This window comes from Acinetobacter sp. TAC-1 (genome assembly GCF_029025845.1).
Classification (GTDB): domain Bacteria; phylum Pseudomonadota; class Gammaproteobacteria; order Pseudomonadales; family Moraxellaceae; genus Acinetobacter; species Acinetobacter guillouiae.
The window spans coordinates 3,439,700-3,453,927 of sequence record NZ_CP118892.1; the positions used below are offsets into that span (position 1 = coordinate 3,439,700).

16 protein-coding genes are annotated in these 14,228 nt (G+C 38.2%); 7 read left to right on the forward strand and 9 right to left on the reverse strand.

Translation table 11 applies throughout. The annotated features are described in order from the left end of the window. Window positions 1-9: 9 nt before the first annotated feature. The 9 genes from PYV58_RS15985 to PYV58_RS16025 all read right to left on the reverse strand — a co-directional run bounded on the left by PYV58_RS15985 (window position 10) and on the right by PYV58_RS16025 (window position 6,649). The gene (locus PYV58_RS15985; protein ID WP_034613990.1) at window positions 10-1,698 is read right to left on the reverse strand and encodes an AMP-binding protein; all 1,689 of its coding nucleotides are present in this window, start codon (window positions 1,696-1,698) and stop codon (window positions 10-12) included. Between the two features lie 11 nt (window positions 1,699-1,709). Beyond that, window positions 1,710-2,261, reverse strand: a complete 552-nt coding sequence (locus PYV58_RS15990) for a septation protein IspZ (protein WP_034613992.1) — start codon at window positions 2,259-2,261, stop codon at window positions 1,710-1,712. After that, window positions 2,258-2,506 (reverse strand): acyl carrier protein, encoded by a 249-nt coding sequence (locus PYV58_RS15995; RefSeq protein ID WP_004819854.1) that lies wholly within the window; start codon window positions 2,504-2,506, stop codon window positions 2,258-2,260. The genes PYV58_RS15990 and PYV58_RS15995 overlap by 4 nt, the downstream gene beginning before the upstream one ends. Window positions 2,507-2,515: 9 nt before the next feature. Next, window positions 2,516-2,776 (reverse strand): phosphopantetheine-binding protein, encoded by a 261-nt coding sequence (locus tag PYV58_RS16000; RefSeq protein ID WP_004819853.1) that lies wholly within the window; start codon window positions 2,774-2,776, stop codon window positions 2,516-2,518. Then, entirely contained in the window at window positions 2,760-3,587 is an 828-nt protein-coding gene (locus PYV58_RS16005; RefSeq protein ID WP_034613994.1) for a lysophospholipid acyltransferase family protein, read from the reverse strand. Before PYV58_RS16005 ends, PYV58_RS16000 begins: the two co-directional genes overlap by 17 nt. Further along, a complete protein-coding gene (locus PYV58_RS16010) occupies window positions 3,581-4,204 on the reverse strand; it encodes a beta-ketoacyl synthase chain length factor (protein ID WP_034613996.1) in 624 nt (207 codons plus the stop codon). The genes PYV58_RS16005 and PYV58_RS16010 overlap by 7 nt, the downstream gene beginning before the upstream one ends. Window positions 4,205-4,892: 688 nt before the next feature. Continuing rightward, window positions 4,893-5,426: a hypothetical protein gene (locus PYV58_RS16015; protein ID WP_004722210.1), complete on the reverse strand. Its 534-nt coding sequence runs from the start codon at window positions 5,424-5,426 to the stop codon at window positions 4,893-4,895. Between the two features lie 61 nt (window positions 5,427-5,487). Beyond that, complete coding sequence (locus PYV58_RS16020) at window positions 5,488-5,943, reverse strand: hypothetical protein (RefSeq protein ID WP_034613998.1); 456 nt, start codon at window positions 5,941-5,943, stop codon at window positions 5,488-5,490. Between the two features lie 109 nt (window positions 5,944-6,052). Further along, entirely contained in the window at window positions 6,053-6,649 is a 597-nt protein-coding gene (locus PYV58_RS16025; protein ID WP_034614000.1) for a DUF4189 domain-containing protein, read from the reverse strand. Window positions 6,650-7,113: 464 nt separating this feature from the next. On the opposite strand from PYV58_RS16025, the gene PYV58_RS16030 reads away from it, so the two are divergent. The 7 genes from PYV58_RS16030 to PYV58_RS16060 all read left to right on the forward strand — a co-directional run bounded on the left by PYV58_RS16030 (window position 7,114) and on the right by PYV58_RS16060 (window position 14,149). Beyond that, the gene (locus PYV58_RS16030; RefSeq protein ID WP_034614002.1) at window positions 7,114-7,575 is read left to right on the forward strand and encodes a hypothetical protein; all 462 of its coding nucleotides are present in this window, start codon (window positions 7,114-7,116) and stop codon (window positions 7,573-7,575) included. Between the two features lie 559 nt (window positions 7,576-8,134). Then, window positions 8,135-8,686, forward strand: coding sequence for a type 1 fimbrial major subunit FimA (gene fimA / locus PYV58_RS16035; RefSeq protein ID WP_016539504.1), 552 nt, complete (start codon window positions 8,135-8,137; stop codon window positions 8,684-8,686). A gap of 52 nt (window positions 8,687-8,738) precedes the next feature. Further along, a complete protein-coding gene (locus PYV58_RS16040; RefSeq protein WP_004819841.1) occupies window positions 8,739-9,224 on the forward strand; it encodes a hypothetical protein in 486 nt (161 codons plus the stop codon). Between the two features lie 19 nt (window positions 9,225-9,243). Further along, on the forward strand, window positions 9,244-9,945 hold the full coding sequence (locus PYV58_RS16045) for a fimbria/pilus periplasmic chaperone (protein WP_034614003.1): 702 nt from the start codon (window positions 9,244-9,246) through the stop codon (window positions 9,943-9,945). A 5-nt stretch (window positions 9,946-9,950) separates the two neighbouring features. Further along, entirely contained in the window at window positions 9,951-12,569 is a 2,619-nt protein-coding gene (fimD, locus tag PYV58_RS16050; protein ID WP_034614004.1) for an outer membrane usher protein FimD, read from the forward strand. Between the two features lie 11 nt (window positions 12,570-12,580). Next, the gene (locus PYV58_RS16055; protein WP_034614005.1) at window positions 12,581-13,591 is read left to right on the forward strand and encodes a fimbrial protein; all 1,011 of its coding nucleotides are present in this window, start codon (window positions 12,581-12,583) and stop codon (window positions 13,589-13,591) included. 9 nt (window positions 13,592-13,600) lie between these two features. Next, entirely contained in the window at window positions 13,601-14,149 is a 549-nt protein-coding gene (locus PYV58_RS16060) for a fimbrial protein (protein WP_004819835.1), read from the forward strand. Window positions 14,150-14,228: the final 79 nt, after the last annotated feature.

Genomic DNA, 14,228 nt, shown 5'->3' on the forward strand with positions numbered 1-14,228 from the left:
ATCTGTCTCCTAAGCGTTAACCGTAGTAGCAAAAACCAAACGTCCTGATGCTAAAGACTGTTCAGCCTGCTGCAATTGAAAACTGATTTTATCTGCTTTACGCTCAAGTTTAAGTAAAACCACGGCATGCGGTTGGATCAATTCCTGAAACTTAATTTGCTCTAATGCTGTACACCAATCTAGATCAGCCCAGATCTCTTTAGCGAACTTTTGAATAAAAGCAATTTGCCCAACACCAGGATAAATCGGGTGATCAGGAAAATGCCCATTAAAAGCAGCCAGTTCATGAATAAATTCTAATTTAAATTCTGCGCTATTGGCATCAATATGCGATGCTAAAACCACGGGTAAATTTAAGTTTTCAAATAATGATTTCATATAATTTTTATTGAGCTTTGATTGGGCGTTTTTCGGTAATTGGCTTAAAAAACGCCATTGCCTCGGTATCGCAATATATTCCAATTTATCTGCAAGTTGCTGTTTTATTTTTGCGACAAATGCACGCTTATGACTGTGTTTAAGTTCTAATTGAGCTTGTTCAGACAATACCGCCACACATGCCAAAATTTGTCGATGATCTTTTTCAATGATCAATGTATGACATTCACTGACTTCTGGCAATTCAACAATACTACTTTCAATAGAATCAAGACTTAAACGCTTTTCTTCAAGCTTAACAATACGGTCTAAGCGGCCTTGAAGCTGAAACTGACTTTTTCGATCATCAAGCACAGATACTTCGACTTTATCTGCGGTGTAGATCCAATCATTGATATACGCATGTTGAGTCAAGACACCCAGTTCACCTGCATCTGTAACGCTAATTTCGACATCTGCAAACGGCGTCCAAAGCGCCTCATCTTGTGTGCGATAGGCAATACCGCCCGTTTCGGAACTACCAAAAATTTCGGTGATACTGGCATTGAGCAGTGGACGTACTCCAGCATCTAATTTACCACCTGAAGAATAAACCACTGAATACTGCTCAAGTAATACATCAGAGGTCCAACGTTTTAAAAGTGCTGGGCTGGAAACCACATAATGATTTGAACCAAAGTGATCGTGGCTTAAATGCTGTAGCTTTTTTTGTGCTTCAACCACATCTTCAGGAAATGCCAATTGCAGATTATAAAAAGCTCTGCCACTGGCAAGTGGCCAAAGTAATTTAAACAATAGACCATAAATATGTTGATGACTGACTGTAGCAAGCGCCAGTGCATTTTCTGCTAGATCAAAACTTTGATCTAAACCTTGGACTTCATTAAGCAGCTGTTTTAGGGTACGCGGAATCTTTTTAGGTTGCCCTGTAGAACCCGAAGTATAAAAAAACACTGCTGCACGATTTAAAAGATCATCATTTAGATCAATGTGTTGAGTATCTTCAACCACAGGATTAATCTGTTTATTCTGTCGTTCAATAAAATAAATATTCTGAGCTGCTAAGCTTTTTTCCAAATCACGCACACGATTTGGCGGGAGAATCACCTGTTTATCTGCCAGTAAAACTGCAAAAAATAACACTAAAAAATCATAACTGTCATTTTGCCACAAGGCCCATGCACTTTCAGCGGATTGTTCAATGTGTGTTTTTTCACTCAACACCTCCTGCCAAAATTGGGAGAATGTTTTGACACTAAAATCAGAGGTGATACACAGACATTTTTCAGCATGAATGTGGCTTTGAAAATGACACAACATAAGCGTTTATTTTAACTCGTATGATTTTTAGCTTGATGAATTTTTCGCAGTACAAATTCACCTGCAAATAACAAACCAATCAAAAGATAAGAAATAAAACCATTATAAAGTACCCACATTTGAGTACTGCTAAATAACACTGTATAGAGCGCAATACAGGCATTTAAAATAAAAAAGCCACACCAAACAATCGTAACATTTTTGGTCCAGATCACCCCAGACGCGGGAAAATCAGGTTCAACCAAACGTGCAAAACGCTCAATCATTGAGGGTGGTTTGATTAAGGTGGTCGCAAAAATTATCAACGCGCCCACACTCATCAATACTGGATACAGCTTTAACCAAGCATGATCTTTTAAAATCAAACTCAGCCCACCACAAATAATGGCAAACCAAGTCAATGGCCACATAAGATCGCTTTTTTTTAAAAATAAGCGTGATCCACCAAGCAGAACCAACAAAGCACTCACCCAAATAAAATGACCATGCGCTAGGCTGTAGCCCACGATAAATGGGTAAAGTAAAAATAAGACGGTGACTCCACTGCGGATCAAATGCTTCATTCTGCAGACATATTTTGAATCACAACCACAACATCTTGCACTGTTCTGACATTTTTAAAATCTTCAGGTTTAACTTGCTTACCGGTTAATTCTTTAATTTTAACAACTAAATCAATAGCGTCGATGCTATCAACATCTAGATCAGAATACAGGTTTGACTCAAGCTGAATATCAGCAGGTTCAATTTCAAATAGTTCTTCCATCCACTCACGTAGATTTGTTAAGACGATTTCTTCAGATAACATAACAACCTCTTAAGCAGCGCGTTGCGCTTCAACCAAGTCCACTAAACTTTGCACAGAGGCGAAATGTTGCTTGGTTTCCTGTGATTCAGCATTTAAATGAATGTTATAGCGTTTTTTCAAAGCCAAACCTAATTCTAGGGCATCAATAGAATCCAGCCCTAATCCATCACCAAAGAGTGGTGCATTGGTATCAATATCTTCAATTGAAATATCTTCCAAAGCCAACACATCAATGATCATTTCTTTTAACTCATCAGCAAGATTGCTCATTTGTAGATAACTCTTGTTTAATTAACGCTTGATTAAATAAGTTGTGCAAAAAATGATTGAGCTGTTTCACCTGTTTTGAGTTAACAGCAGCATCATCCAATATATCGTGTACATGTACCGCATCTAACACTGTAATCTGAATGTGAAATGGTTCATTTGGAATGTGATACCACTTTTCATTTTTGGTCAGTGTCGAGGGCGTGCATTCTATCAAAATCGGACGAATTGGAACATTCGCTCGAATCGCAATATTTGACGCACCACGTTGGAATTCATTCAGTGATGCGCCCTTTTCTGTTCGTGTCCCTTCTGGAAATATCAATAATGAGGCTGCATCTTTTTCTTGGAGTTTTTTAACGCAGTCCAAAATGAATTGCTCAGATCCCTCATTTAAAATATAACCTGCACTACGCACTGGCCCCAATGTAAATGGATTATGCCAAAGTGCTTTTTTTACAATACAGTTGGCCTTTTCCATTAAACCAATCAAAATCACCACATCAATCAAGGTTGGATGATTTGCAATGACTAACTCTTGACGGCTATGGGCCAGCTTTTCCAAGCCTTCGACCTCATAGGTCATGATGCCCAATTTAACCATCATTTCAGTAAAGCCTTTAAAGCTATATTTAATGGCTTTTTGCGCACGATCTTGTCTTTTTCTTGTATCAAATGTGCTGACTTTCACCAATGGTGCAACCACACCCCCAATCACAATTCCGCCCAAGCCAAAACTTGCAAAACTAAAACCTGTAGCACCAACACGCCAAGCGTAATTTAACTTTTTCTTTACTTTATTGATATTTAGCATTTGACCCAAGCAGCCTTTTCTATCAGGTTTTGATTGTGCCAAAACGCATTAAAATCTTGAGCCTCTAAATATTTGCTCTGTTGCAGTTGCAGATTTTCTACAGTGATTTTTAAATTGGGATTTTCTAAACTGACCACTCCAGCCAATGAAAAAGCTTTAAAATTCTGATACTCATCATATATTTCTGGCAAGGCTTGGTCATAATAAATCACCAAGGCATTTTTGGCATTGTGGTGGGTTTTTAAATAAGCATAAGCTTCGACTAAAGCTTCAGACCATGACGCTGCCAAACTGGTCGCGAGCGTATCATCTTGACAAAATATAGAATACAAACCTGAAACTGCATTATGTACAGAGGTTGAAAAAAGTGTCGGAGATGGGGTTTGGTCTGACAAGACATCTTGTAAAATTTTAAGTGTTTTTTCTTCATCGCCATATTGTGAGCTCCAAACAATATAGTCGACCTGAATCCCCTGCAAACTTTGAATTGCACTATTCAGTGCAATTTTAGCAATACTTGATAACCGTCTACGTTGCATCGCAGGAATTTTTTCAAGTGCTAAAAATGTATCACCATCTTCGCTCAAGGTGAGCCTAGAAATATTTAATTGAAGCATGTTTTATTCATCAACATCAGCTAATTTAATTGGCTTAAAAAGCCTTCTTTAGACAAATTATAACATTTGAATAACAATAAATACAAAAAATACAATTGAACTTTGTCTAATAATTGGTTTCTTAATTAAAAGATCCTCTTGCAACACTATTTTTTACTGCAACAGTTTATTCAATCCCACTTCATCAAGTGGCGTATTATACTTATAAAACTTATTTTAAAAGCTTGTTTACTGTTAATTATCGCTAAGTAATGCTGTTTTTTTATATGACTGTGTTGATGACAGACTCAGGCTCTTATACAAAATGGTAACTCGAAATAACACAGTATTTTGAACAGTCGATTGCTCTCTAAACAACATATCTTTGCTACAACAAACCTAAGCTTTTAACACAACTATTTATACAACTCCAAATTGTAATTTTCCTGTAATTGCTGATTTTAAATCACAATGGATATTTTAAGCTGAACATTAAAGATCTTTCATAAATCAAAAAAATGATCATGTGGAGTAAAGCATTTTGGTATTGAAAATTCCTTCTCCCTCGGGAGAAGGCTAGGATGAGGGGGATTTTATGTTGATCTATGGTTTTAAAAAGGACTTATGGAACAAATTTATTGTTGGCATCCCTTTGCCATGGCTGATTGATTGCTACACGTCATGATCAGCCAAACATACATCTAACAAATCAGCCTGCTGCACTTTCCGCAACCCATTGTGAAAATTTACTTGGAACACCTTTGGTATTTTCATCAAAGCCAAAGAACTTAACACCATCTTCAGTATCTGAATAAGCCGCCATGACTTTTCCTGTTTTGGTATTGATCGCAATGACAGCCTTACTCGAACCCGCCCCACGTGGGTCATAACCACTGCCTACCAGCCAATCACCCTGACGCTGCATTGCACTGGATACCACTAAAGCTGAAGTGAGATTTGCATATGATTTGCCAACTAATTGCTGAAAACGAGCTTTCCAAGGTGCTGCCTGTATAACGTCATGTGGGTGTTTACCATCTGGTTTCGCCATACCTGTTGTTGGAACAGGACGTGTACCGCACTTGCTTTTGATTTCTGACTCATAGCCAATATTACCAACTTCTTGTACATCGATAGTACGCCCAACCTTATCGGCACAGTCAGCCCATTGTTGTGGTGTTTTTGCCTGTGCAACAATTGGCGTAATCAGCATGCCCGCCAGTAAAAAACTAACAATTTTCATGATTTATTTCCTTTAAACTTTTAATATGTATTTAATTTAACATTGCGATAACAATGGTCTTTTAATAACCTGAGCTTTTAACCAGTTTAGCTGTATCTGCTTTTTGGACTGATACCAATTTTGCCAGATCAGTACCATCACTTTCGCCCTTATAAACCGCATATTCTCCAACCGTTACAGTTGCATGCCCCGTATAGCCAATATAGCCTTCCTTAGGCCTTTTATTGAGTTTCAATGCCTGAGCAGCTTGTTGAGTGTCACGAAAACAGAACCAACGAGAACGGCGATCATCCGGCTTACGCGGTATCAACTGATCTGAAGGTGCACTGGGATGAAAACAGATAACATCACCTGCCACTTCATCATCAAAATAATATGAATATTCTCCATTTACTGTAATTTGACCACGATATTGATCAAATTCCTGTGTGCTTTTTTGCAGTTTCAAGGCATCTGCATGTGCAAACAAGGGCAAAGCTAAAATACTGCCAAGTAAAAAACTAACCGCTTTCATCATTTTTATCCTTTAAAAAGATCCGATCTTTTATTTAAATATATTTTACTTCAAACACTTATCTCGGGTTTATCACAATAGGCGATGTGACTTAAAGCAGAACCGCTATGTATTACCACCAATAAAATATACTGGCGCCCGGCTCGTAATAAGTACTACATGCTGAGTAAACCACTTTACACTCTTGCTTGTTTTTACTTTGACATTCATAAGCAGCTAATGCTTTGGCGCCTGCGGGCGTACGATCAATTCTAATCACAGACTCTTGACCACCTTGAGTCGGATCAGCCAAGGCAACACATTTATTGTTATAGGTAAAGATGACTTCACAATTTTTACCTCCCTTTTTTTGGCAATTTTCCAAGGCTACTTTTTTAGCCCCACGTTCGGTTCGTGTCGCTTGGGCATAACCTGTAGGTCGAGAAGGTGCTGCCTTATCTTCAGCAATCGCGCCCCAACGTTTTTCCCAAAGTGAGGGTTCCCATTTATATGTGCCACCACCGCCACCACCATTACTACCGCCACTTGGAATCGGTGCACACCCTTGCAGGCCTTGCCCACCAATTGGATAATAACCAGGAGGACAATTGCCCTCTGCGGCCACATGGCCTGACCACATCAAAACAACAAACGCCAACACAAGCGTGTTTGCAATCCCCATGAATTGTTTAAAATAGTGTTGCTCTGTGATCGTGAATGTTTTAAACATAATAAAAGCCCTCATGGCCAATAATCATTAACAAATTGAATGATTACTATCCAAAATAACAAACAATATATGATCAATTTTCTGATTGATGGAATGTTAATATTTTATCTAACGTTCAAACTTAGATTAAAACTTCTACAACTTTTTTCTGCAAGTCATTTTTATTCATTAAATTTTCTCTAAGCATTCCCATTAATATTAAATGCAGAGCAGCTAAACACAAACAATTAAATCATGTGAAAAATCAATACAAAAATATGTTTTAAAACAACAAAATACAGATAAACTCAACCACATCATCCTTAATTAAATCGCCAGTAAACATGCAACACAATATGATGACCAGCCGAAGTTGTGAAAACAATTCAACTGAAGCATTGCATGTATTGGCTAAAAGCAGACTGACCGATTTGAATAAACCGATAAAACAAAAATCGTAATGTATTTACATAGCAAGGAATAAAATGAAACTGACAAGGATATGCACTTTACTGATATTGCCCATCGTTTTAACAGCATGCCAATCCAGCACGGTAAATAAGCTGATAAGAGAACTGCCCTCTCCTGATGGCCGTTTTCATGTGGAAGTTCTTCAGTGCCGAGCCAATGATGTAATGTTTGGTGGCGTAACCCAAGTTCAGATTTCAGTTCTGAAAAAAGGTGAAACTGAAAAATGTCGTTCATTTATTCATGCTTTGGCGCAATTTGATGTAAAAACCATCGACTTTGGCGCAAAGGATAATGCTTTGCATATAGTGTGGCTGTCAGACACTGAACTTAGTGTGTGGCATCGTAGTTTTGCAACATCTCAAGGCAAGAATTATATAGGGCCTGATGTACAGCAAAGTCAGGCTAACTCTCCAATTAAAATGATTTTCTCGCCTTTGGCTGCGCAAATTGGAATACCATCTCAGATTAAAAAATAAAGCGCTATACACAATCAACCGTTGTATAAATCGTCTAGTTTTGATTGCTGTTGTGATAGCGCAAGGTTTGGTATCCCCTACGAAAAGTGAGGCATTGCCTACGCAAAGGTATTTAAACTTTGAATGTAAGCTGTGGCATCGCAAGCTTTTGATAATCAAGCAATTTATCTCCCCCCTTGTGATTGATATTAAATAAGAAAAATAATTCTAACTCAAAAGTGTATCTACAAATGCAATGAGCATTTTTGATCAAAAACCCGTACCAACGTATATCAATAATAAGCAACAACACTGTACACAGCACAGCTAAAAACAAGCACCCAACTAATCACATTAACTCATATACTTTTCATAAAAAATGATAAGGGCGTCAAATACAAATTAATTATGCACAAAATACAAAGTTATCTATTGTGATGTAAGTCACTATAACCCTGCATTTATTTAAGTACATTACTATTTTATTAAACAGTGCGACTAAGTGTAATTTATTGAAATCATAAAAAATGATTTTAAATAAATATTAAAAATCAACCTTCTAAAATGAATGGGTTTTACTATGAAATTAGCTCTATTAAGTACTGCAACTTTATCTGCTTTAACACTTTCTGTTTCAGCTTTCGCTGCTGATCCTGTAACTGTTAACGGTGGAACAGTACATTTTACTGGTGAAATCGTAAATGCAGCATGTGCTGTAAGTACAGAATCTTCAAATCAAACTGTTGATTTAGGTCAATACCGTACTGCACGTTTAGCTGTTGCTGGCGATAAAACAACTCCAGTACCGTTCCAAATCAAACTTGTTGACTGTGATCCAACAGTTCAAGCAACTGCTGCTGTTGCATTTTATGGTCAGTCTGTAACGTCTAATGCAAACTTACTTTCAGTTGCTGCTGGTGGTACAAACTCTACTGCTGCAACAAATGTAGGGATTGAGATTGCTGATGACACTTCAAAAATCTTAGGTGTTACTGGTGCTAGTTTCTCTACACCTAAAACATTGATCACTGGTGATAACACACTTCAATTCAGCGCTCGTTATGTAGCGACTGGTGCATCTACACCAGGTCAAGCAAATGCTGATGCAACTTTTGTAGTGAAATATGAATAATTTATCTGCCTAAGATAATTATTAACTATTTGATTACATGAGCTTATTTACCATGAAAAAGTATATAACCCTGATTGCTGGAATATTAGTAAGTACTCATATTTACGCAGAGAGTTATGTATTTGGTGGAAGAGCTCATTTTCAGGGAGTTTTGATAAATCAAAGCTGCTCAATCTTGATTGAGAATAATGCTGCTGTATCTATTAAAACTCCCAATTCTCCAATTCAAATCAATTTTTCATTATGCCCTGTGAGCATTTACGACAATCTTGCCATTGGTCTATCTGAACAAAATAAGCCAACCCATGAGATGTTTTATACAGATCCAAAAGCAAGAAATGATTTTGATATTCATCAAGAATTAAACATTCAAGGTCTTGAACAGGCCCGTCTGAATCAGAAATTTATTCGACAAATTGATCGACCTGAACGTTATGACAGTTTCGCTAAAAATAGGATTGGTATTCTCCTCAACCAAACTTCAGAACAGTCATCCGCTCAAGCATCGAATATTTTAATTTCTGTTTTTTATCCATAAATGAATTCTAAGGACTTATATGAAACTGAACTTATTTAAAAATGGTGTTCTTAGTATAACCTTAGCCTGCTTAGCATCTACCAGCTTGGCCAATAACAATATAATTGGCGGTATATCACTTGGGGCAACTCGTGTTATTTACCCAACCGATGCCAAGCAAGTTTCATTAGCTATTGTCAACAGCAACAATAAAGAACGCTTTTTAATTAACTCATGGATTGAAAATAATTTAGATGAAAAATCAAAAGATTTTCTGATTACTCCGCCCTTATTTGTCGCAGAAGCAAATAGCGAAAATACTTTAAGAATTGTCAATGTTGCCACCAACTTACCCCAAGATAGAGAGTCGGTATTTTGGGTCAATGTCAAGGCAATTCCTTCGATTGATAAATCGACTTTGATTGACAAAAATATTTTGCAACTTGCTGTTTTATCTCGAATCAAACTGTTTGTTCGTCCAATAAATCTAAAAACCAAACCTGAAGCCGCATTAGAAACACTTAAGTTTTCAAAATCAGCAGAAGGAGTCATGGTGAATAATCCATCTCCTTATCACGTTTCTTTTGTGAACGTTTTTGTTGATAACCAAAAAGTGCCAAATGTGATGGCGAGTCCTTTTGCTCAAACAAAAATTTCAGCAACTTCAGGCAATAAGCTGAGTTATCAAACGGTCAATGATTACGGTGGTTTAACGGCTAAAGTTGATTTAGAACTGAAGTAATAATTATGAATAGTCTATTTTCAATGCCATACAATGTTGTATGCGTAAGGAGAAATATCAAGCGATATCCAGTGGGTATCGCAGTGACTATGCTGATTTCAATCGTAGTCCCAAGAACCAGTCATGCAGAACAGGTGTTTAACCCTGCATTTTTAACAGATAACTTATCCAATTCACAAATTTCTGATTTGAGCAGATTTGAGAAATCGACCCATCAATTACCGGGCGTGTACCGGGTTGATGTGTATGTCAACGATCAATATGCGTTTACCCGCGACATCAATTTTATTGAAAAATCAGGCATTCAAGATACAACAGGGTTATTTCCGTGTTTAGACAGCAAAACATTGCAGGGATTTGGGGTCAATATTGCCCAATACGAGCAATTGTCTAGCTCAAACCCACAATGTGTAGATTTTATTTCAATCATTGACGGTGCAAACAGCCACTTTCAATTTGATAAACAAAAATTATTGATCAGCTTGCCGCAAGCGTCTTTACGCAACCAAATTCGCGGCTATATTCCACCCGATCAATGGGATGAAGGGATCAACGGCTTTTATACCAACTATAATATTTCGGGTTATGACAACTCTAAAACAGATACCAACAGTTTATTTTTACGTCTGGATAATGGACTCAATATTGGCTCATGGCAGTTCCGACATTCGGGCAGTTTTAACGCCAATTCGCACAATGGTAAAACCACAAATCAATGGAATAATTTAAACACCTATATACAAAAAACCATTATTCCTTTAAAAAGCCAGCTGGTGATTGGTGACGGTTCAACAAGCAGCGAAATTTTTGATAGCTTTGGTTTCCGTGGCGCACATTTGTCGACTTCTGAAGCAATGTATCCAGACAGTCAGCAAGGCTATGCCCCTACAGTTCGAGGGGTTGCAAAAACCAATGCAAAAGTGGTGATTAAACAAAATGGTTTTGTGATCCATCAGGTAAATGTCGCACCCGGACCATTCCTTATCCAAGATTTAAATCCAACCTCAATCAGTGGTGACCTTTTGGTTACGATTGAAGAAAATGACGGTTCGATTCAAAGCTTTCAAGTGCCCTATTCAAGCCTTCCAGTGCTACAACGTGAAGGACGTACAAAATATAGTGTGGTGGTGGGTGAGTACCGTAGCGGATTGGATTCTCAAGATAATCCTTCATTGCTACAGGCAACAGCAATTCACGGTTTAAAAAACGGTATATCCGTTTATGCTGGTACGCAATTATCAGAAAAATATAAGAGTGCATTGGTGGGTCTAGGTGCCAACCTCGGCGATTATGGTGCTCTGTCTTTTGATCTTACTCATGCGGACAGTGAGTTGGCGGATCGATCCACGAGCAGTGGGCAGTCTCTGCGCTTTTTATATTCAAAATCATTATTAAGCTCTGGAACCACCTTCCAGTTATTGGGCTATCGTTATTCCACCAAAGGTTTCTATACCTTAAATGATGTTGCTTATAATCGTATGAGTGGCTATCACGTTTCCGAAACTCAAGACGGAAATCAAGCCAATACCCCGATCATTACGGATTACTACAATTTATATAATTCTAAAAAAGGTCGCTTTGAAGTTAATATCTCGCATTCACTTGGCAACTATGGTTCTTTATTTGTCTCCGGAAATCAGCAAACCTATTGGGACACCAACAAAAAAAATGAATGGGTTCAAGCGGGTTATGCAAACTCATGGAAAGCACTGAATTATTCATTCTCAGTCAGCCGTAACAAATATTCTGAGATTAATCAAAGTGACACCATGTATGCCATGAATATCTCCTTCCCATTGGACAAGCTATGGCCGAAAGCGAATTTCCGCAATCATCCAATCCAAAATGCATATAGCACTTTTTCAACCACACAAAATTCAAATGGTAATGAGTCTTATATGGCAGGTTTAAGTGGCACTTTACTGAAAGATCGTAATTTAAGTTATAGCATCAATCAGGGACAAGTCAGTAAGCAAGGCGATATTGGTTCAGTCAGCCTAAATTACAATGGTAGTTACGGTACGGTAGGTGCAGGTTATAGCTACGAAAAGAACTCAAATCAGTTTACCTATAACGCATCTGGCGGTATTTTAGCGCACCGTGATGGGATTACCTTTGGTCAGCCTTTAGGCAGCACCTCAATTTTGGTCAAAGCACCCGGAGCTAAAGGTGTAAATATCGAAAATTATACCGGCGTTAAAACCGATTGGCGTGGTTATGCCATCGTTCCTTATGCCACTGAATATCGTGCCAATCGTGTTGCACTCAACTCAAATACTTTCAGTAATAATCTCGAAATCAGCAATAACGTTGAAAATGTCGTCCCAATCAAAGGGGCAATTGCCAGAGCGACGTTTAACACCAGTTTAGGTGTACGAGCACTTATCACTTTATCCCATAACGGCAAGTTTATACCGTATGCAAGTAGTGTGATCGAAAAGGAAAGTTCAGCCACCAGTATCGTTGCAGATGATGGTCGAGTTTATTTAACTGGACTTCCGCTCAAAGGCACACTGGAAGTCAATTGGGGCGAATCTGCTGAAGGAAAATGTTTGGCAAACTACGATATTTCAGACATGGACCTCAGCAAACCCGTTATTCAATTTGATCTTGAATGTCAATAAGGAGAGATCATATGAAATTTAAACTTTTAATTTCCAGTATGTTGTTGCTTGCGTCTGCCCCATCTTTTGCAGTTGTCTGTTGGAACAGTAAAGGGAACGGTGTGGTGGATGAAGTTTTTTATGATCTGTCCAATAGTTTTAGCAGCTCGAATAACGCTGTAGGTAAAATTGTAGAGCTTAAAAAGAATTTTTCCTCGCAAGTTTATGGAACCTGCCCTGTTCATAATTCCAATATTAGTCGAAATAGAACCATGCGTAGTTATGTTTCTGACCTGTCTGTGGTAGAAACCATCGATCGCTATAAATACTTACCGATCAACGACTATCTAGTCGGTGCCATGAAAATTACCGATAGCTTTGCGGGAGATTTTTATCCTCCTGCAAATTATGTACAGATGGGTACAGATCCCAATGTAAGTAGAGGACAACCCTTTGGTATTTGGGATTCAAACTTTACCTTCCGCCTCAAAGTGATTAAACCCTTTATTGATTTTGTGCCTATCCCGAAAAAAACCATGTTTACTGTGTATGTCACAACGGGCTCAGCAGATCCATTAAGTATCCCTGTTTATAAGATCAGTTACAGCGGTTCTATTACGGTTCCACAAAGTTGCAAAATTGGCACAGGTGACTTTTTAGAAATTAAGTTTGGGGAAATTCCAGCCTATGCCTTTAGTCAGGCGGGTCCTGGCAATAAACCCAACAATGTCAATAAACAGAGTCATACCTTAGCGATTCAATGTACCAATATTGACGCCCAAGCAATGCTGACACTTCGGCTTGAGGCTGAAAAAGCCACTGGAGATATGATGATCTCAGATAATCCAGATATTGGCTTTAAGATGTCAGATCAAAATGACAATGTGTTAATGCCCAATAATATCAATAGTGTGATTCCGTTTAATCTCAATCAACAACCAGCAAATGTGACCATCAAAGCTTGGCCCGTCAGTATCACTGGGAATAAACCAGTCATTGGTCCGTTTAAATCTAGAGGATATCTCAGAGTGGATTTTGATTAGGAGACGATAATGCAAAATAGAGCAAGATATATAGCTGCTGCCACACTGCTATGTTGTTTAAATATTCATCAGATCACTCATGCTCAAAATAGTAATGTAGAGCTAGGTCGAGTGAATATTGAGCTTTCAGGGATTGTGACGACAGCAACCTGTGGCGTGTTAAGTTCTGAACAAGATAAATATATTCAGCTTGGCAGCGTTGCAAGCAAAGACTTACCAAATGTAGGTAGTCAATCAAAACCAACCCCAATTCATTTTGAGATGAGTAACTGTCCGCCGAATGGATCTGTGACCATCACTTTTGAGGGGCCTCGAAATACTGAAAATGCTGAGCTTTTAGCGCTCGATGCCTTAGCCAATAAAGCTGAAAATATTGCCATAGAAATCCGAGATCAAGATAAAAAAAGATTGCCTTTAGGCAAGAAAAGCGAAGCCTTTAGCACAGACATCAATGGCAATGTTTCGGCACTCTTTTATGCAAATTATATCGTGACCAAAGCACAAGCCCTCGCAGGGATTGCAAATGCAAATGCTCAGTTTTCTATTCAATATGATTGAGCACATAACGCGATTTATTATTGACGGTTAATACGATTGAGTATTCAAACTTTTTAAAGCACAGGGTTAGGAACTCATC